Here is a 16740-nt window from a genome sequence, read left to right as displayed (position 1 = left end):
GTTACTTCGAACCGCCGGTATTCGGATAGCCCGCGGGAGGCGAGCCACCCTGGTTATTCTGGCGAGTCGGCAGATTGTCGTTGATTTCGCGGTGACGCGGGGCCATCGTCGTGCCGCTGGTGGGCGTGCCCTGGCCGGTCATGTGGGCGTTATTGCTGGACGACCACGTGCCCGTGCTGCTCTGGCCCTGCGTGGGCGGGCCGCCGGCCGGCGCGTCGGTCGGGGCTGCCGGTTGGCGGCCCGGCGCGGGTGGGGTGCCCGGCTGCGTGGCCGTCGAATCGTTCGGCGTCATGGACGGCGAGAATGGCGGACTGGCAGTGGGTTGCGTCGAGGAGGTCTGCGCGACGGCGGCGCCGCCCATCATCAGGCCGCCAGCGACCATGGCAGCAGCGAGGACCTCATTCAGATATTTCCGGGATCTCATGAGCAGGCTCCTTGGGAGATTTAACGGAACACCCGTATTCGCAAGTCCTGTGCCCACGAGGGCTTTTCCCCGGGAAAACCGGGAGGCCCGCAGGCTGCGGCGCCGGATTCCTGAGGAATTTACCGGCGCATGCAAATAATGGCCTTCAGAATGCCGCCCGGTGCATGGGCGATCTTCGCCCGATAACGAAACGGGCGGTTCGCCCAAAGACGAACCGCCCGTATATCGGGGCCCAGCGGCCCCGCGACGTGCTCAGGCGTGCCGGCGGCGAGCGCCGCCGGCCCTCGGCATCAAGCCGACCTGGGGGCCTCGACGGCCACCGACTTCTTGCGGCTGGCGAAGAAACGGCCCAGGCCCACCACCAGCAGCGCGCCGATGACTTCAGCGGCGATCTTCGCGACGCCCGACACTTCGCCGAAGTGCTGGACCACGACCACATCGGTGACCAGCATGCCGCCGGCGATCCAGCCCAGCAGCGCGGCACCGAAGGTGATCACCAGCGGATAGCGGTCGATCAGCTTCAGGACCAGCGTGCTGCCCCAGATGATGATGGGCACGCTGATGACCAGGCCGAAGATCACCAGGCCGATCTGGTGATCCGGGTCCGCGCCCTGCGCGGCGCCGGCGATGGCGATGACGTTGTCCAGGCTCATGACGAAGTCGGCCACGATGATGGTCTTGACCGCGCCCCAGATCGAAGCCCCGCCCTTGACCTCATGGTTCTCGTCCTCGGGAATCAGCAGTTTCACGCCCACCCACAGCAACAGCAGCGCGCCCACGACCTTCAGGTAGGGGATGGTCAGCAGCGTCAGTGCGAAGGCGATGAGCACCACGCGCAGGCCGATGGCGCCGGCCGTGCCCCACAGAATGCCCTGCATGCGCTGCTTGGGCTGGAGGTTGCGGCAGGCCAGCGCGATGACCACCGCGTTGTCCCCGCCCAGCAGGATGTCGATGAGAATGATCTGGAATACCGCTGCCCAGCTCAGGGTCTGGAGAAACTCGAGCACGTCTTACCTCCCGGAATATCTTGTGCTTGTGAGATGGATCGACCGGCCTGCGCCACGGCGGCCGGCCGCAAGACACGGGCACGCCGGACAGTTTCCTGCCAAAGCGCACCCGCGAAATCAGATGTCGTCGAAACCGCCGCCGTCGTCGAAGCCGCCGTCGTCATGACCCGATTGGTCGTTGGCGGCCTCATCGGCAGCGGCGTCGGGCGCGGGTTCGGCCGGCGCTTGCGCGGCATGGGCCTCGTTGCCGCCGAACATGCCGCCCAGCAAGCTGCCCAGCATCATGCCGCCAGCCACGCCCACGGCCGTCTGCATGGCGCCCGCCAGGAAACCGCCGCCGCCACCGGCGCTGCGGCCGAAGCCCGCCGACAGGCCGCTGGCCGGAGCAGCCGGCGCCGCGGCGCCTGGCGCGGCGCCGAAGCCCATGCCCGGCGTGGCGCCGCCACGCTCGCCCAGCGCACCGACATTGCGGCCAAAGCCCTGAGAGCCGCCCGGCGGCGCGAAGCCGCGGCCCGACTCGGCGCCCTGGCCTTGTTGGCCGGCCTCGAGTTGGGCGATGCGCTGCTGCGCCGCCTTCAGGGCCTGCTCCTGCACCATGACGGTTTGTGCCAGGTAGTACGCCGAACCGGGCTGGGCGGCCAGCCGGTCGCCGATATAGCGTTCGGCCTCTCCGTCGCGAGGCGCCCCTTGGCGCTCGACTTCCTGCAGGCGGGTGAAAATGCTCTCGATCGCGTCGCGGTCCTGTTGATTCATGAAAGACTCCTTATATGCTTCCCGGCAACTGCCGCCGTGGGTCGGCCGCCCCGGCACCGCCAAAGGGCGCCAGTTTAGCCTTTCTGACAGAAACCTGAATATGAGCTTTCGGCTGCGGGAAAGTTCCGCCAATCCCACGGGCCGATCGCGCCGCCCTTTTTTGGCAAAATTGGTTACACTTTTACAGATTCACGCTAGAATTGCCGAGCCGGCACATTCGTCACACGCCCGCCTCCCTGAAAGCGAGTCCAATGAGCAATAACGCAAGCCCCACGCGCACCATCTTCGTCTACACCGAAGAACAACGCGGCAACCAGCTCGTCGAATCCGTCGTGGTCGGCATGCTGTCCGACGTGTCGGGTTCCGAGAAGCTCATCGTCGTCAGGGACCCGCAAAGCGGTTTCCAGTTCGTCTACCGTGTCCAGCACGAAACGAACAATCTCGACGCAGCCGCCATCACCGACCTGCCTCCCATGCAGTTCGACGGACGCAGCGCCACGCAATTCAGCGGCATGACCTTCCGCATGGGCACGCCCGACACTGCCCTGCGCCTGCTGCGCGGCAAGCCCAACTGGATCCAGGACAAGGGCTGTGTGCTGTCGGTGCTGCTGCAGAACGCGGCGGCTCGCCGTCCCATCCTGATCGGCCGCCAGATCCAGCGCGAACGCATCACCAAGATCCCACGCGACGCGCAGATCGAGTACCTGGCCGACCGTTTCGCCAGCGGCAACACACTGCCCGAGGACGACATCCAGGCGGCGGCCACGCAGCCGCTCGCAGCGCAGCCGACCGACGCACTGGAACCCTGATTATCGGTGCGAACGAAGACGTGCGGATGGCAAGGCGCGAAGCGCAGCCGTGGTGGCGCCACGGCGAGCAGACTGTCCCTGGACGGCACCTGACCAGACTGGCCGTGCCTCTACAGGCTGCCCACGTTACACTGCCGGGTTGGGCGCCTTCACCGCGCCGTCCATGACTCCTATGCCCATCAAAGACTCGATCTTCCTGGCCAGCCAGCGCCTGGCGCCTCACCACCTGGTCTCGCGCCTGGCCGGCGTGCTCGCCGAGAACCGGACGCCCTGGCTGAAAAACCGGCTGATCGGCAATTTCGTGCGCGACTACGGGGTCAACATGAGCGAGGCGCTGCTCGAAGACCCCCTGGCCTACGAGAACTTCAATGCCTTCTTCACCCGTGCCCTGAAAAACGGCGCGCGTCCGGCCTCGAATGCGCCTGGCGCCGTGCTCTGTCCGGCCGACGGCGGCATCAGCCAGCTGGGCGCCATCGAGCAGGGCCGGATTTTCCAGGCCAAGGGCCACTCGTTCGGCCTGACCGACCTGCTGGGCGGCGACGCCGCGCGCGCGCAACCCTTCGAAGGCGGATCGTTCGCCACCATCTACCTGTCGCCGCGCGACTACCACCGCGTGCACATGCCGGCGGCAGGCACGCTGCGCGAGATGATCTACGTGCCGGGCCGGCTGTTCTCGGTCAACCCGCTGACCGCCCGCAACGTGCCGGACCTGTTCGCGCGCAACGAGCGCGTGGTCTGCATCTTCGACACCGAGGCATACGGTCCGATGGCGCTGGTGCTGGTGGGAGCGATGATCGTCGGCTCCGTGGAAACCGTATGGGCCGGCCGCATCGCGCCGCACCGTAACCAGGTGGAAACCACCCGCTACGATCCTGCCGCGCCCATTCCCGTGCGTCTGGACAAGGGCGCCGAGATGGGCCGCTTCCTGCTGGGGTCGACCGTGGTCGTGCTGTTCGGCAAGGATCGCGTGCGCTGGGCCGGCGATACCGCCGTGGCGGGCCATGCGGTGCGCATGGGCGAATTGCTCGGCCTGCCCGCCTGACGGCCTGCCGCCGTTCAGGTGGCGCTGGCACGGCGTCCACAGGACCGGAACGCCGGCCCGCTCATCGCGCTGACGTCAACACCTGCCGTCAAGCGGGCGGGTCATCCTCTGGCCTCAACGCGCCGGCGCTTCCCAGGGAAAATCGATCAGGTCGCCATACAGCTTGCGCAGCGTGGCCTTCACCTGCGGCGACCCCTGGTAGATCTTGATGAACTGGCGCAGGCGCGGATCCTCGGCGCGGTCGGCGCGGGCCACCCAGCGGATGGCATAGCGCTTCACGGTGTCCGGATCGGTGTTGTCGAAGGCCAGGCCATCCTTTTCGTCGATGCCCGCGTGCTTGGCAAAGGTCGTGTAGGTGACCGAGGCCGTCACGTCGTCGAACGTGCGCGCCGATTGCGAGCCTTCCAGCTGCACCAGCCGCAGCTTGCGCGGATTGGCCACGACGTCCTGCAGCGTGGCCTGGTGGCCCGTGCCTTCACGCAGCTTCACCAGGCCGATCGACTGCAGCAGCAGCAAGGCGCGCCCCGTGTTCACCGGGTCGTTGGGCACGGCGATGGTCGCGCCCTCGGGCACCGCGTCGCCCCGCTTCAGCTTCTTCGAGAACAGCCCGATGGTGGTCGAGTAGCCATACGCCACCGGCACCAGCCCGGCGCCCCGACTCTTGTTGAACAGTTGCAGGAAAGGCTCGTGCTGGAAGAAGTTGGCGTCGATCGAGCCGTCGGCCACCGCGATGTTGGGCAGCACCCAGTCGCTGAATTCCACCAGTTTTACCTCCAGGCCCTGCTTGCGCGCCTCTTCGATAGCCTGCTCGGTCGCCTGGTTGGCCACGCTGGCGATCACCCCGATGCGCAACGGCGGCGTGGGCGACGCCGCCTGCGCGCCAGCGCCCATCGCGAACAAGGCGGCGGCAAGTCCAAGACGGTTCAGGAAGGAATGGACACGCGACATGAAATTTCCCGGGGAAGTGAAAGAGCGGGCTGCCCGATCCCGCTATCATAGGCGGCTTGAGCCTCGCCACCCTGGATTTCCCTCATGAACGACAGACAACTCGTCGCCCTCGCCGCCCTGAACATGATCGCCGCCGTGGGCGCGGGCGCGTTCGGTGCCCACGGCCTGCGCGGCGTCCTGTCGCAAGACCTGATGGCGGTGTGGCAGACCGGTGTGCTGTATCACCTGGTGCACGCCCTGGGCCTGTTCGTCGTGGCCCTGCTGCTGGCGCGTTACGGCTCGCCGCTGCTGTCCGCTGCGGGCGTGGCCATGTTCGTGGGCATCGTGCTGTTCTGCGGCAGCCTGTACGTGCTGGCCCTGACCGGCACGCGCTGGCTGGGCGCCGTCACGCCCCTGGGCGGCGTGGCCTTCCTGGCCGCCTGGGCCATGGTGGCGTGGGCCGCCTGGCGGGCGCCCGCATGATGACGCGTCACGGCATTGCCCTTCCGGTGACGCGATGACCCTCTCCCCCGCGCAACGCTCGCCGATGGCGGGCATTGCCTGCGTGGCCGTGGGCATCCTGTTCCTGACCATCAGCGACGCCACGGCCAAGCTGCTGGGCGAGCACTACAGCCCGCCGCAGATCCTCTTCCTGCGCGCCCTGATCGCCCTGCCCTTCGTGCTGGCGCTCACCACGAGTCTGGGCGGACGCCGGGCGCTGCGCACGCAGCATCCCTGGCTGCACCTGGGCCGCGGCGCCATCAACGTGGTGTCGGCGGGCTGTTTCTACCTGGGCCTGGCGGCCATGCCCCTGGCCGAAGCCACCGCCATTTCGTACGCCGCGCCCATGTTCGTCACGGCCCTGTCGGTGCTGTTCCTGAAAGAGCGCGTCGACGGCCCACAGTGGATCGCCGTGGCGGCGGGGTTCGCCGGCGTGCTGGTCATCGTGCAGCCGGGCGCGGCCAGTTTCCAGCCAGCGGCGCTGCTGCCGCTGACCACCGCCGTGCTGTACGCCGTCATGATGATCACCGCGCGCGCCATCAGCAGCGCCGAAGGCATGCTGACCACCATGTTCTACATCGTGGCCGCGCAACTGGTGGCCAGCGCCGTCCTGGCGCCCTGGTTCTGGGCGCCGGTGCAATGGGGCGACCTGCCGCGTTTCGGTGCGGTGGCGCTGTTCAGCACGCTGGGCCTCACATTCATCACGCAGGGCTTCCGCATCGGTCCGGCGTCGGTGGTCGCGCCCTACGACTACACCGGACTGCTGTGGGCCACGCTGCTGGGCTGGCTGATCTGGCGCGATGCGCCGGGGCTGGCGGTTTGCCTGGGCGCGATCTTCATCGCCGGCAGCGGCATCTACATCGCCTGGCGCGAGGCCCGGCCTCGCCAGAAACGCGCGGGCGGCGCGGCGTAACAGGCCTGGCCCACCCATTGCCCGCCATGCAAACAGCATCCCGCAGGCGTACCATAGCGGGCGGTATTGCCAACACGATTGCCACCGCCAAAGGGGATCCCTCCATGAAGCTGTACTACCTGCCCGGCGCCTGCTCGCTGACCATCCACATCGCCGTGAAGTGGGCCGGCCTGCCCTGCGAACTGCACGCGGTCGAGCGCGACAAACTGAAGACCGATTTCCTGGCGATCAACCCGATGGGCGCCGTGCCGGCCCTGGAAGACGACGGCTGGGTGCTGACGCAGAACATCGCCATCCTCGAATACCTGAACGAGAAGGCGCCCAAGGCGGGCCTGCTGGGCAATGACTCGCCGCGCGGCCGCGCCGAAGCCCGCCGCTGGCTGGCCTTCATCAACTCTGACGTGCACAAGACGTTCTCGGTCCTGTTCGGCGCCCCGCGCTACGTGGCTGCCGACGCCGCCCAGGACGAACTGCGCGCCTCGGCCGCCAAGATGCTGCGCCACCTGTTCACGGTGCTCGACACCCAGTTGAAGGGCCGCGATTACCTGGCCGCCGACAAGCCCTGCGCCGCCGATGCCTATCTGTTCGTGGTGCTGCGCTGGGCGCATGCCAAGCAGGTCGACCTGAGCGGGCTGGACAATATCGCCGCCCACTTCCAGCGCATGAAGGCCGATCCGGCCGTGCAGGCCGCACTGAAGGAAGAAGGCCTGGAATAATACCCACGCCTGTTTTCAGGCCGCGCAAAGAATAACGGCCGGGCATGATGCCCGGCCGTTTTCTTTTTTATTGCCTTGCTTTACTGCGGGTGCTGCTTTCGCCTTGCTTGACTGCCTTTATTGCCTTGCTTTTTCGATACGCCGCCGGCCGTGCCCGGACGGCGGCGTACAACCTGTCATTCGATCAGATTGCGCGGCAGCGCGGCGCCGGGGCCCACGCGCTCGGTAATCAGCGAATAGTGTTCGGGACGGCGGTGACGCGCGAAGTCGAACACGTTCTTGCGGAAGGTGTCGCCCAGGCCCAGGTCGGCGTTGACCACCAGCACCTCGTCGTCCTCGGTGACGGCCTGCGCCGCGATCTCGCCGGTGGGCGCCACGATGACCGAACCGCCGATCATGTGGAAGCCGTCCTCGGCGCCGCACTTGGCGGCGGCAGCGGCCCACACGCAGTTCTGGTAGGCGCTGGCCTGCAGCGTGATCAGGTGGTGATGCATGCGCAGGTGCACGGGCTCGGGCCAGTGGATGTTCAGCGACGGCGTGTTGTAGCCCAGCACGACGATCTCGGCGCTTTGCAGCGACATCATGCGCCAGGTCTCGGGCCAGCGGCGATCGTTGCACAGGGCCATGCCGATGCGCGCGCCCATCGTATCCCACACGCCGAAGGGCTCGTCGCCTACCTGGAAGAACTTCTTCTCCAGATGCTGGAACGGCGCGTCGGGCTTGTGGTCGTCATGGCCCGGCAGGTGGATCTTGCGGTACTTGCCGACGATCTTGCCGGTCTCGTCCACCAGGATCGCCGTGTTGTACGGCACGCCCTGGGGAGTCAGCTCGGCATAGCCCAGGTAGAAGCCCACGCCCAGGCGGCGCGCGTCGTCGAACAGCGGCTGCACGTCGGCGTTGGGCATCGTGGCCTCGAAGAAGCGGGCCTGGGCCTCGCGCTCTTCCATCCAGTAGCGCGGGAAGAACGTGGTCAGCGCCAGTTCCGGGAACACCACCATCCTGGCGCCCCGGCCATGGGCCTCGGCCAGCATGTCGCGCAGGCGCTTCACGACCATCGCCCGCGTGTCGGCCAGATGCACCGGCCCCATCTGCGCCACGGCCAATCCCATCTTGCGCTTGTCTGCCATCTCGTTCTCCCTTGAGTGCGTTATCTCGGCAAGCGCGCAGCATGCCAAGTGTCGCGGCCGCCGTAAAACCCCGGCCGCGCCCTTCTGAAAACCCGCTCTCTCTGCCGCGATACCGGCAGGTTATGCAATACCCACAAAATTCGATGGCTATTCGCCAGCCTGGTCCCAGATACGGAACCGGCCGGGAATTGGATGCGGGAGATGACAAAAGGTTTACCGCCGCGCAAACGGCGGCGGCAAAAAACCGTATTGGCGGCGAAGACGCGCGTTTTCAGGCGGGCTTGGCCAGCACCGCGCGCAAGGCGTCCAGGAAGCGACGTCCCAGCAGGGGCAGCGGCGTCAGATTCGACTGGGTGGCCCAGACGGGCGCGGACACGGTGGGTTCGATCGGCCGCACGGTGACTTCGGCCGGCATCTTGGCCAGCGAGGTGCTGTCCACCATGGCCGGCCCGATCCCCTGCTGTACGCAGGCCAGGGCCGATACGGGCGAATGCACCTCGATGGCGGCCGGCATGACAGGCTCCCCGCCGAAGAACGACCGCAACGCGGTGCCCAGCGGCGTGCCGGGCGGATAACCGATCCACGCACCCGAGGTGAAATCCTCGGGCCGGATCACGTCGTGTTTCGCCAGGGGATGGTCGGGCGGGACGATACATACCAGCGCATGCTCGCCCAGTTTCTCGGAATCGAGGCTGGGATGGTCGGGCGGCGACATCGAAATCGACAGGTCGGCCTGGCCCGTCAGAAAATAGCCCACCAGTTCGTCGTAGGTGGCGCTGCGGAAATCCACCCGCGCCCGCGGATTGCGCGCCAAGAGCCGCGCCAGCGCCTGGGGCACCAGCCGCTGGCCATAGCTGGCGCTGGTCACCACCCGCAACATGCCCGCGCCCTTGCGGCCCAGATTGGCGGCGAGGTCATTCACGCGCTGGATGCCCCCATATACCTGCTCGACCTCCGCGAACAGGCGGCGCGCTTCGGGCGTAGGCGACAGCCTGCCGCGCACGCGCTCGAACAAGGGATAGCCCAGGCGGCTTTCGGTCAGCGCCAGCACGCGGCTGAGCGCGGGCTGGGACACATGCAGCGCCCTGCCCGCCGCACTGATCGAGCCGGCCATCATGATGGCGCGGAACACTTCGAGCTGGCGCAGATTCAGCGGCCGCGCGGCCGATCCATCCTCGTCACGCGGCTCGTCCAGCGCATCCATCCCTGATTTCCTTTTGATTGCATCGATAACCCGGGATTATAGGTTTTATACATTTTTCGATAATCGGCCAAACAGACCGGGTGATAACCTGCGCTTCTTCGCAATGCAACATTTTTGAGGGGAAGCACACATGCTGCATCAATTTTTCAAGCGCGGCCTGACCGCGCTGGCCGTCGCCGGGGTGCTCGCCGCCACGGGCGCCCAGGCCCAGGAAGCCTATCCCAGCAAGCCGGTCACGTTCATCGTGCCGTCGGCTGCCGGCGGCTCGCCCGACGTGCTGTCGCGCCTGTTCACCAACCAGCTGTCCAAGGACCTGAAGGCCACCTTCGTGGTCGAGAACAAGCCGGGCGCCGCGGGCAACATCGGCATCATGCAGATCAGGCGCGCCGCCGCCGACGGCTACACGATCGGCTACGGCAACATCAACACGCTGGCCGTGAACCGTTCGCTGTTCAAGAAGCTGCCGTACGACGTCGACGCCGACCTGACGCCCGTCGCCCACCTGTTCAACCTGTACAACGTGCTGATCGTGCCGGCGGATTCGCCCGTCAAGAGCGTGCAGGACCTGATCGACCGCGCCAAGGAAAAGCCCGGCTTGATGTCCTACGGCGCCTCGGGCGTCGGCACCACCGGCCACATGGGCGGCGAACTGTTCAAGAGCATGGCCAAGGTTGATGTCATGTTCATTCCGTACAACGGCGGCCCCGCCGCGCTGCAGGACCTGATGGGCGGCCGCCTGGACTTCATGTTCTCGAACACGTCCGAAGCCCTGCCCCTGGTCAAGAGCGGCAAGCTGCGCGCCCTGGGCGTCAGCAGCCTGAAGCGCCTGGCCCTGCTGCCCGACGTGCCGACCCTGGACGAAGCCGGCCTGAAGGGCTATGAAACCGTGGCCTGGGGCGGCGTCGTCGCGCCCAAGGGCACGCCGGCCGACCGCATCGCCACGCTGAACACCGCCATGCAGAACGCCCTGAAGGAAAAGACCGTGATCGACGGCCTGGAAGCCCTGGGCGCCGAACCCGCCGGCGGCACGCCGGAACAGTTCGCCAAGCTGATGAACGACGAAACCGCCAAGTGGGCGCGCATCATCGACGAAGCCAAGATCGAAAAGCTGGACTAAGGGACGCAAGAAGACCATGCGGCTGGAGGCAGACTTCATCGTGACCGGCGCCATGCTGGTCGACGGCACCGGCGCCCCCGCGCGCCGGGCCGACCTGGCCGTGTCGAACGGACGCATCGTCCGTATCGGCACGTTCGACTTACCGCCGGACGTGCCGGTGATCGATGGAAGCGGGCAAGTGCTCGCGCCCGGTTTCATCGATTCGCACACCCACGATGACGGCTACCTGCTGGCGCATCCCGACATGCTGCCCAAGGTGTCGCAGGGCATCACCACCGTGGTGACCGGCAACTGCGGCATCAGCCTGGCGCCCGCCGTGACGGCGCCGGTGCCCCAGCCCCTGGACTTGCTCGGCCCCGCCGAGCTGTTCCGCTTCAAGACCTTCGGCGACTGGATGGACGCGCTGCGCGCCACCCCGGCCGCCGTCAACGTCATTCCCCTGGTCGGCCACACCACGCTGCGCGTGGCCGCCATGAGCGATACCGGCCGCGCCGCCGACGAGGCCGAGCGCATCGCCATGCGCCAACTGCTGGATGACGCCCTGCAGGCCGGCGCCTTCGGCATGTCCACCGGCACCTTCTATCCGCCGGCGGCCGCCGCCCCGACGGATGAAATCATCGACGTCGGACAACCGCTGCGCGGCGTCAAGGGCATCTACGCCACCCATCTGCGCGACGAAAGCGACCAGATCGTCCCCGCCGTCGAAGAGGCGCTGGAGATCGGCCGCGCCCTGGACTGCCGCGTGGTGTTCTCGCACCACAAGCTGGCTGGCGAACGCAACCATGGCCGGTCGCGCGAAACGCTGGACATCATCACCCGCGCCGCCGCGAACCAGTCCGTGTGCCTGGATTGCCATCCCTATCCCGCCACCTCGACCATGCTGCGCCTGGACCGTGTCCGCCTGGCCAGCCGCACGATGGTGACGTGGTCCAAGGGCTATCCCGAGGCCACCGGCCGCGACTTCGCCGACGTGATGGCCGAACTGGGCCTGGACGACGAAGCCACGCTTGCGCGCCTGACGCCCGCCGGCGCCATCTATTTCCTGATGAGCCAGGACGACGTCAACCGCATCTTCCAGCATCCGCTGACGATGGTCGGCTCCGACGGCCTGCCCTTCGATCCGCATCCGCACCCCCGCCAGTGGGGCACCTTCACCCGCGTGCTGGGCAGCATGGTGCGCGAACAGAAGCTGCTGACGCTCGAACAGGCCATCCACAAGATGACCGGCCTGGCCGCCGAACAATACGGCCTGGCGCAGCGCGGCCTGCTGCGCGAAGGCTACCAGGCCGACCTGGTGCTGCTGGATCCCGAGCGCGTCACCGACGCCGCCACGTTCGAGGCGCCGGTGCAGGCCAGCCGCGGCATCGGCGCGGTATGGGTCAACGGCCAGCAGGTCTGGGACGGCCAGTCGACGGGCGCCGCGAGGCCTGGCCAGGTGCTGACGCGCGCCACGGCGCAGGCGTAGACGCAGGCACAGGCGTAAAATCACCGCCCTTATGAACGCACCGATCTTCGACAACGCCTCCGAGGGCTATCTCGGCGTCCTGGGCGGCATGGGCCCGCTGGCCGGCGCGCAGTTCGCACTGCGCGTGGCGGCGCTGACCCCCGCGTCCAACGACCAGGCCCACATCCCCGTCATCCTGCGCAACGACCCGCGCATCCCGGACCGCAGCACCGCCCACATGGCGGGCGGTCCGAGCCCGCTGCCGGCCATGCAGGCAGGTATCCGCTTCCTGGAAGCCGCGGGCTCGCAGGTCATTGCCATTCCGTGCAACACCGCGCACCTCTGGTACGACGAACTGGCCGCCGCCGCGTCGGTGCCCGTGCTGCACATTGTGCAATCGGTGGTCGACGACCTGGTGCGCCAGGGTGTGCCCCGCGGCCGCATCGGCCTGATGGGCACCACCGCCACGCTGGCGCTGGGCCTGTACCAGCGCCACCTGGAAGCCGCCGGCTACGAATGCATCGTGCCGACGGATGAAGAAGTCGAAGTGGAATGCATGGGCGCGATCCGCGCGGTCAAGGCGGGCCGGATGGAAGCGTCCATCGAACCGGCCGTGCGTTGCGTGAACATTCTGCGTGATCGTGGCGCCGACGCCGTGGTGCTGGGCTGCACGGAACTGCCGCTGGCCATCCCGCATGCGCTGCGCGCCGGCCTGGGTCCGCTGTCGGACTCGATCGATGCCCTGGCCCTGGCCGCCATCGCGCATTGCCGACCCGGCGTGGTCCTGGCCTGAGTCCCCTGACTACACAGAAACTGTACTTCCAGGTTCCTTTTCTGTACAGCAAAAGCAGGGATGCCTAAAATGCCGTCATAGATGCCCATGCATCATGATGGCTACCCATGCGCGTCCAAGACCTGCTCACTACTTTCAATCGCTGGGACGAACGTGGCTTCTGGGCCTATACGGCCACCACGCTGAAGCTGCTGTTCCCCGGTAACGACCGCGCCCGCGCCAAGGCCCTGGCCGCCCACCAGGCCCACGGCCTGGTCGCGCGCATCGCGCGCGGCCTGTACATCAACCCGCACGCGCAGAGCCTTCCCGCCGATCTGCTCAGCGCACTGGTACCTTGGCTGCGGCCCTGGGATCTGAACTACCTGAGCCTGGAATCGGTACTGAGCGAGTCCGGCTTGCTATCTCAGATCCCGTCGCGGCTGACCCTCATCACTACCGGACGCAGCCAGGTTTTCGACACGCCCTACGGCACTATCGAATTCACCCACACCACCCAGGCGCCGGACAAGCTGCAACCGAACCTTTCCTGGCAAGCTGCCCGTACACTCTGGGTCGCCACGCCCGAACAGGCATGGCGCGACCTGCGCCGCAGCCGCCGCAATCTCGACCTGGTCGACCCAACCTTTGTTGCTCGCGTCGGGTAGTGCATCGTCTGACCTCAGGAGAACCCATGCGCACGCGCAACGATCTACTGGCCTTGGCTGGCCGCTACGCCACGCAGCGCCGCGTACCGGTCGCCACGATCATCAAGGAGATCCTGCATTACGAAATCCTGTTTGCCCTGAATCAGAGCGGCGCGGCCGCTCTCCTGACGTTTCAGGGAGGCACGTCGCTGCGATTGTGCTATCAAGGCAATCGTTATTCCGAGGATCTGGACTTCGTCGGGGGAGCGGATTTCGACCCGGCTGAAATGGCCCCCTTCAGCGACATGCTGCAACGGGAAATTGGCGAGGCTTACGGGCTGGAGGTCGACGTCAGCCCCCCGAAATCGCGCGAACGCCTGGACGCCAACGGCCAACCTGCCGCGCCTGAAGAGGTGGCCGTCGCACGCTGGCGTGCCCGTGTGCAGATTCCACAACCCGATCCCAGCGCAGGTCAACGCCAGATCATCCATATCGAAGTCGCCAGCGTGCCCGCGCATACGCGCGACCTCATGCCCGTGGCCGTGAACTACGACCACCTGCCCGGTCCGCTACGCCAGATGCTGGTCGTCGTGGAGACATTGCCCGAAATCCTGGCTGACAAATTGGTCGCGCTGGGCGCACGCCCTTATTTGAAGGCACGCGACGTGTGGGACCTGAAATTTCTGCGCGACCGCGCCGTCGCCCTCGATCCCGCGCTGGTCGCCGCCAAGCTGGCCGACTATCGGCTGTCGCCGGCCGCCTTCCGGCAGACATTACAGGCCCGCGTAGACCATTTGGCCTCCCCCGATGCCGAGACGACTTTCATCCGGGAAATGAGCCGCTTCGTCGACAACACCGTGGCCAGCCAACTCGCCATTCCTGGCATCGCGCGCCGCTATCTGGACGCTGCGGCGACGTGTGCACGCCCGCTTCTGTCAGCCTGACACAAGAAATCCGAGTATCCAAGCGCAGTGCCTGAGCGCATCCCTGCCAAGCGGCGCCGCCCAGGGGCCGCCTTGACCATTGCCCTGCGCGATCGGCAAACGTGTTACGTACCGGACTTGCGGATCCGCACCGGAATCGACTTGTACGACGGCGTGCCGCTGTCCTGGTCGATGTAGTCCAGCGGCACCAGCACGTTGGCCTCGGGATAGTAGGCGGCCACCGATCCCCGCGCGATGCTGTACTGGATCGCCGTGATGTTCTCCATCCGCAACCGGCGCTTGCCCGAGGCCGTCTCGATATCCACCTTGTCGCCATGCTCCAGCCCATGGGCCGCCAGGTCATCCTCGTGCATGAACAGCACGTCGCGGCGGCCGAACACGCCGCGGTAGCGGTCGTCCATGCCATAGATGGTGGTGTTGTACTGGTCGTGGCTGCGGATCGTCACCAGGCGCAGCACGTCGTCGGGCCAGGGTTCGTAGCGCTCGCGCACGCCTTCGAACACCGAGAACATGGCCTTGCCCGACGGCGTGTTCCACTTGCGCTCGGTCGGCGGCAGCGGCATGCGGAAACCGCCGGGCACGCGCACGCGCCGGTTGTAGTCGTCGAAGCCGGGGATGGTGCGTTCGATCAGGTCGCGGATCCGGTCGTAATCGGTCGCCAATCCCAGCCAATCCACCTGGCTTTCGGGCAACGCCGCACGGGCCATGCCGGCGACGATGGCCGTCTCCGAGCGCAGGAACGCCGACGCCGGCTCGAGCTTGCCCGCCGATGCGTGGACCATGGACATCGAGTCCTCCACTGTCACGAACTGCGGCCCGCTGGCCTGCCTGTCCACTTCGGTGCGTCCCAGCACGGGCAGCAGGAAGGTCTCCTGGCCCACCAGCAGATGGGAACGATTGAGCTTGGTGCCCAGGTGCACGCTGAGTGCCAACTGCTTCATCGCCGTGAAGCACAGCTCGGGATCCGGCAGCGCCACGGCAATGTTGCCGCCCAGGCAGATCAGCGCCCGCGCCTTGCCCTCGACCATGGCATCCATGGCCTTGACCGCATCGTGCCCATGGCCGCGCGGCGGCGTGAAACCGAACACCTCTTCGATGCGCTTGAGGAAACTCTCGGTCGGCTTTTCGGTGATGCCGACGGTGCGGTTGCCCTGCACGTTTGAATGGCCCCGCAGCGGGCAGATGCCCGCACCGGGCTTGCCGAAATTGCCCCGCAACAGCAGCAGGTTGGCGATCAGCTTGACGTTGGCCGTGCCGGTGTTGTGCTGGGTGATGCCCATGCCATAGGCGACGATGGTCGCCTTGGATGTCGCATAAATGGCCGCGACCTGCTCCAGCTCGTCGCGGCGCAGGCCGCTTTCCCGCTCGATGTCCGACCATTCGGTGGCTTGCAGGTCGGCCGCCAGCGCATCGAAGCCCAACGTATGCTCGGCGATGAAGTCATGGTCCAGCACGCCGCCGCGCTCGTCTTCCAGCACCAGCAGCGCCTTCATGATGCCCTTGAGCGCGGCCGCGTCGCCACCGGCCTTGACCTGGTAATAGGTGGAGGCGATATCGGTCGACCGGAACGTCGCCATCTCGACCATGTTCTGCGGATCGGCGAACCGTTCCAGCGCCCGCTCGCGCATCGGGTTGAACACGATGATCGGCACCTTGCGGCGCGCTGCCTCGTGCAGCGTGCCCATCATGCGCGGATGGTTGGTGCCGGGATTGTGGCCGATCGACAGGATCAGTTCGGCATGGTCGAAGTCGTCCAGCGACACCGTGCCCTTGCCGATGCCGATAGATTGCGGCAAGCCCACGCTGGTGGCCTCGTGGCACATGTTCGAGCAATCGGGAAAGTTGTTCGTGCCGTATTCGCGCGCGAACAGCTGGAACAGGTAGGCGGCCTCGTTCGAGGCGCGGCCCGAGGCGTAGAACTCCGCCTGGTCCGGCGATTCCAGGGCGCGCAACGCCTGGCCGATGCGTGCGTAGGCCGCGTCCCAGCCGATGGGATGGAACTTGTCGGTGGCCGCGTCATAGACCATGGGGTGCGTCAGCCGGCCGAAGTCCTCCAACTGATGATCCGACAGCTTCAGCAGCTCGGTCACCGTGTGCCGCGCGAAGAACTCGGGCGTCACGCGCTTGCTGGTGGCCTCCCAGGTGACCGCCTTGGCGCCGTTCTCGCAAAATTGGAAGGTCGAGTGGTGTTCCTTGTCCGGCCAGGCGCAGCCCGGGCAGTCGAATCCGGTGGGCTGGTTGGTACGCATCAGCACCCCGGGCGCCGCGACCACCTGCATCTGCTGGTAGACGGCCTGGGCGGTGGCCTTGAGTGCGCCCCACCCGCCGGCGGGACCATCGTAGGGGCGAATGCCGGGGACTTCACGTAGCTTGGTTGCCATGACTGTACGAGCGCT

Annotated in this window: 16 protein-coding genes and 1 pseudogene; 10 read left to right on the top strand and 7 right to left on the bottom strand. The window is 66.9% G+C overall.

All coding sequences use genetic code 11. From position 1 onward, the window contains the following. Position 1: 1 nt before the first annotated feature. The 3 genes from A7W11_RS05795 to A7W11_RS05785 all read right to left on the bottom strand — a co-directional run bounded on the left by A7W11_RS05795 (position 2) and on the right by A7W11_RS05785 (position 2184). Positions 2-424, bottom strand: a complete 423-nt coding sequence (locus tag A7W11_RS05795; RefSeq protein WP_066409946.1) for a hypothetical protein — start codon at positions 422-424, stop codon at positions 2-4. A gap of 290 nt (positions 425-714) precedes the next feature. After that, entirely contained in the window at positions 715-1431 is a 717-nt protein-coding gene (locus tag A7W11_RS05790) for a TerC family protein (protein WP_066409940.1), read from the bottom strand. Between the two features lie 117 nt (positions 1432-1548). After that, positions 1549-2184, bottom strand: a complete 636-nt coding sequence (locus A7W11_RS05785) for a DUF2076 family protein (protein WP_066409939.1) — start codon at positions 2182-2184, stop codon at positions 1549-1551. 251 nt (positions 2185-2435) lie between these two features. Between A7W11_RS05785 and A7W11_RS05780 the strand changes: the two are divergent. Together A7W11_RS05780 and asd are read left to right on the top strand one after the other, a co-directional pair. Then, positions 2436-2891 (top strand): annotated as a pseudogene (locus tag A7W11_RS05780) (hypothetical protein); the annotation flags it as partial. 274 nt (positions 2892-3165) lie between these two features. Beyond that, positions 3166-4035 carry an archaetidylserine decarboxylase gene (gene asd, locus A7W11_RS05775; protein ID WP_066409934.1) on the top strand — a complete coding sequence of 290 codons (870 nt, stop codon included), beginning with the start codon at positions 3166-3168 and terminating at the stop codon, positions 4033-4035. Between the two features lie 114 nt (positions 4036-4149). Here the strand turns inward: asd and A7W11_RS05770 are convergent, their stop codons facing one another. Next, the gene (locus A7W11_RS05770) at positions 4150-4983 is read right to left on the bottom strand and encodes a MetQ/NlpA family ABC transporter substrate-binding protein (RefSeq protein ID WP_066409933.1); all 834 of its coding nucleotides are present in this window, start codon (positions 4981-4983) and stop codon (positions 4150-4152) included. Positions 4984-5067: 84 nt separating this feature from the next. Between A7W11_RS05770 and A7W11_RS05765 the strand changes: the two genes are divergently transcribed. The 3 genes from A7W11_RS05765 (at position 5068) to A7W11_RS05755 (ending at position 7092) form a co-directional block, all read left to right on the top strand. Next, positions 5068-5445 carry a DUF423 domain-containing protein gene (locus A7W11_RS05765; RefSeq protein ID WP_066409931.1) on the top strand — a complete coding sequence of 126 codons (378 nt, stop codon included), beginning with the start codon at positions 5068-5070 and terminating at the stop codon, positions 5443-5445. Between the two features lie 34 nt (positions 5446-5479). After that, a complete protein-coding gene (locus tag A7W11_RS05760; protein WP_066409927.1) occupies positions 5480-6376 on the top strand; it encodes a DMT family transporter in 897 nt (298 codons plus the stop codon). Between the two features lie 104 nt (positions 6377-6480). Then, positions 6481-7092, top strand: coding sequence for a glutathione S-transferase family protein (locus A7W11_RS05755; protein WP_066409923.1), 612 nt, complete (start codon positions 6481-6483; stop codon positions 7090-7092). A gap of 176 nt (positions 7093-7268) precedes the next feature. On the opposite strand, the gene A7W11_RS05750 is transcribed toward A7W11_RS05755, so the two are convergent. Both A7W11_RS05750 and A7W11_RS05745 read right to left on the bottom strand, forming a co-directional pair. Next, positions 7269-8219 (bottom strand): N-carbamoyl-D-amino-acid hydrolase, encoded by a 951-nt coding sequence (locus tag A7W11_RS05750; protein ID WP_082887112.1) that lies wholly within the window; start codon positions 8217-8219, stop codon positions 7269-7271. A gap of 271 nt (positions 8220-8490) precedes the next feature. Next, complete coding sequence (locus A7W11_RS05745) at positions 8491-9423, bottom strand: LysR family transcriptional regulator (protein WP_066409916.1); 933 nt, start codon at positions 9421-9423, stop codon at positions 8491-8493. A gap of 130 nt (positions 9424-9553) precedes the next feature. On the opposite strand from A7W11_RS05745, the gene A7W11_RS05740 reads away from it, so the two are divergent. The 5 genes from A7W11_RS05740 (at position 9554) to A7W11_RS05720 (ending at position 14344) form a co-directional block, all read left to right on the top strand. Beyond that, entirely contained in the window at positions 9554-10540 is a 987-nt protein-coding gene (locus A7W11_RS05740; RefSeq protein ID WP_173678809.1) for a Bug family tripartite tricarboxylate transporter substrate binding protein, read from the top strand. Between the two features lie 16 nt (positions 10541-10556). Beyond that, the gene (locus tag A7W11_RS05735; RefSeq protein WP_066409913.1) at positions 10557-12005 is read left to right on the top strand and encodes an N-acyl-D-amino-acid deacylase family protein; all 1449 of its coding nucleotides are present in this window, start codon (positions 10557-10559) and stop codon (positions 12003-12005) included. 31 nt (positions 12006-12036) lie between these two features. Continuing rightward, entirely contained in the window at positions 12037-12777 is a 741-nt protein-coding gene (gene cuyB / locus A7W11_RS05730; RefSeq protein ID WP_066409910.1) for a cysteate racemase, read from the top strand. Positions 12778-12884: 107 nt separating this feature from the next. Then, entirely contained in the window at positions 12885-13421 is a 537-nt protein-coding gene (gene abiEi / locus A7W11_RS05725) for a type IV toxin-antitoxin system AbiEi family antitoxin (RefSeq protein ID WP_066409907.1), read from the top strand. A 26-nt stretch (positions 13422-13447) separates the two neighbouring features. Beyond that, complete coding sequence (locus A7W11_RS05720; protein WP_066409903.1) at positions 13448-14344, top strand: nucleotidyl transferase AbiEii/AbiGii toxin family protein; 897 nt, start codon at positions 13448-13450, stop codon at positions 14342-14344. Between the two features lie 104 nt (positions 14345-14448). Here A7W11_RS05720 and A7W11_RS05715 read toward each other — a convergent pair whose 3' ends face one another. Continuing rightward, positions 14449-16725, bottom strand: a complete 2277-nt coding sequence (locus tag A7W11_RS05715; protein WP_066409895.1) for an FdhF/YdeP family oxidoreductase — start codon at positions 16723-16725, stop codon at positions 14449-14451. Positions 16726-16740 lie beyond the last annotated feature (15 nt).

The organism is Bordetella ansorpii (assembly GCF_900078315.1).
Taxonomy (GTDB): Bacteria; Pseudomonadota; Gammaproteobacteria; order Burkholderiales; family Burkholderiaceae_B; genus Bordetella; species Bordetella ansorpii.
The sequence above is the reverse complement of the archived record's forward strand: the minus strand, read 5'-3'. Positions and strand labels throughout refer to the sequence as shown.

What these genes read in the sequence shown, in the direction of transcription:
- A7W11_RS05795 (WP_066409946.1), bottom strand. Translation starts at nt 424, where the DNA reads ATGAGATCCCGGAAATATCTGAATGAGGTCCTCGCTGCTGCCATGGTC.
- A7W11_RS05785 (WP_066409939.1), bottom strand. Translation starts at nt 2,184, where the DNA reads ATGAATCAACAGGACCGCGACGCGATCGAGAGCATTTTCACCCGCCTG.
- asd (WP_066409934.1), top strand. Translation starts at nt 3,166, where the DNA reads ATGCCCATCAAAGACTCGATCTTCCTGGCCAGCCAGCGCCTGGCGCCT.
- A7W11_RS05770 (WP_066409933.1), bottom strand. Translation starts at nt 4,983, where the DNA reads ATGTCGCGTGTCCATTCCTTCCTGAACCGTCTTGGACTTGCCGCCGCC.
- A7W11_RS05765 (WP_066409931.1), top strand. Translation starts at nt 5,068, where the DNA reads ATGAACGACAGACAACTCGTCGCCCTCGCCGCCCTGAACATGATCGCC.
- A7W11_RS05760 (WP_066409927.1), top strand. Translation starts at nt 5,480, where the DNA reads ATGACCCTCTCCCCCGCGCAACGCTCGCCGATGGCGGGCATTGCCTGC.
- A7W11_RS05755 (WP_066409923.1), top strand. Translation starts at nt 6,481, where the DNA reads ATGAAGCTGTACTACCTGCCCGGCGCCTGCTCGCTGACCATCCACATC.
- A7W11_RS05750 (WP_082887112.1), bottom strand. Translation starts at nt 8,219, where the DNA reads ATGGCAGACAAGCGCAAGATGGGATTGGCCGTGGCGCAGATGGGGCCG.
- A7W11_RS05745 (WP_066409916.1), bottom strand. Translation starts at nt 9,423, where the DNA reads ATGGATGCGCTGGACGAGCCGCGTGACGAGGATGGATCGGCCGCGCGG.
- A7W11_RS05740 (WP_173678809.1), top strand. Translation starts at nt 9,554, where the DNA reads ATGCTGCATCAATTTTTCAAGCGCGGCCTGACCGCGCTGGCCGTCGCC.
- A7W11_RS05735 (WP_066409913.1), top strand. Translation starts at nt 10,557, where the DNA reads ATGCGGCTGGAGGCAGACTTCATCGTGACCGGCGCCATGCTGGTCGAC.
- cuyB (WP_066409910.1), top strand. Translation starts at nt 12,037, where the DNA reads ATGAACGCACCGATCTTCGACAACGCCTCCGAGGGCTATCTCGGCGTC.
- abiEi (WP_066409907.1), top strand. Translation starts at nt 12,885, where the DNA reads ATGCGCGTCCAAGACCTGCTCACTACTTTCAATCGCTGGGACGAACGT.
- A7W11_RS05720 (WP_066409903.1), top strand. Translation starts at nt 13,448, where the DNA reads ATGCGCACGCGCAACGATCTACTGGCCTTGGCTGGCCGCTACGCCACG.
- A7W11_RS05715 (WP_066409895.1), bottom strand. Translation starts at nt 16,725, where the DNA reads ATGGCAACCAAGCTACGTGAAGTCCCCGGCATTCGCCCCTACGATGGT.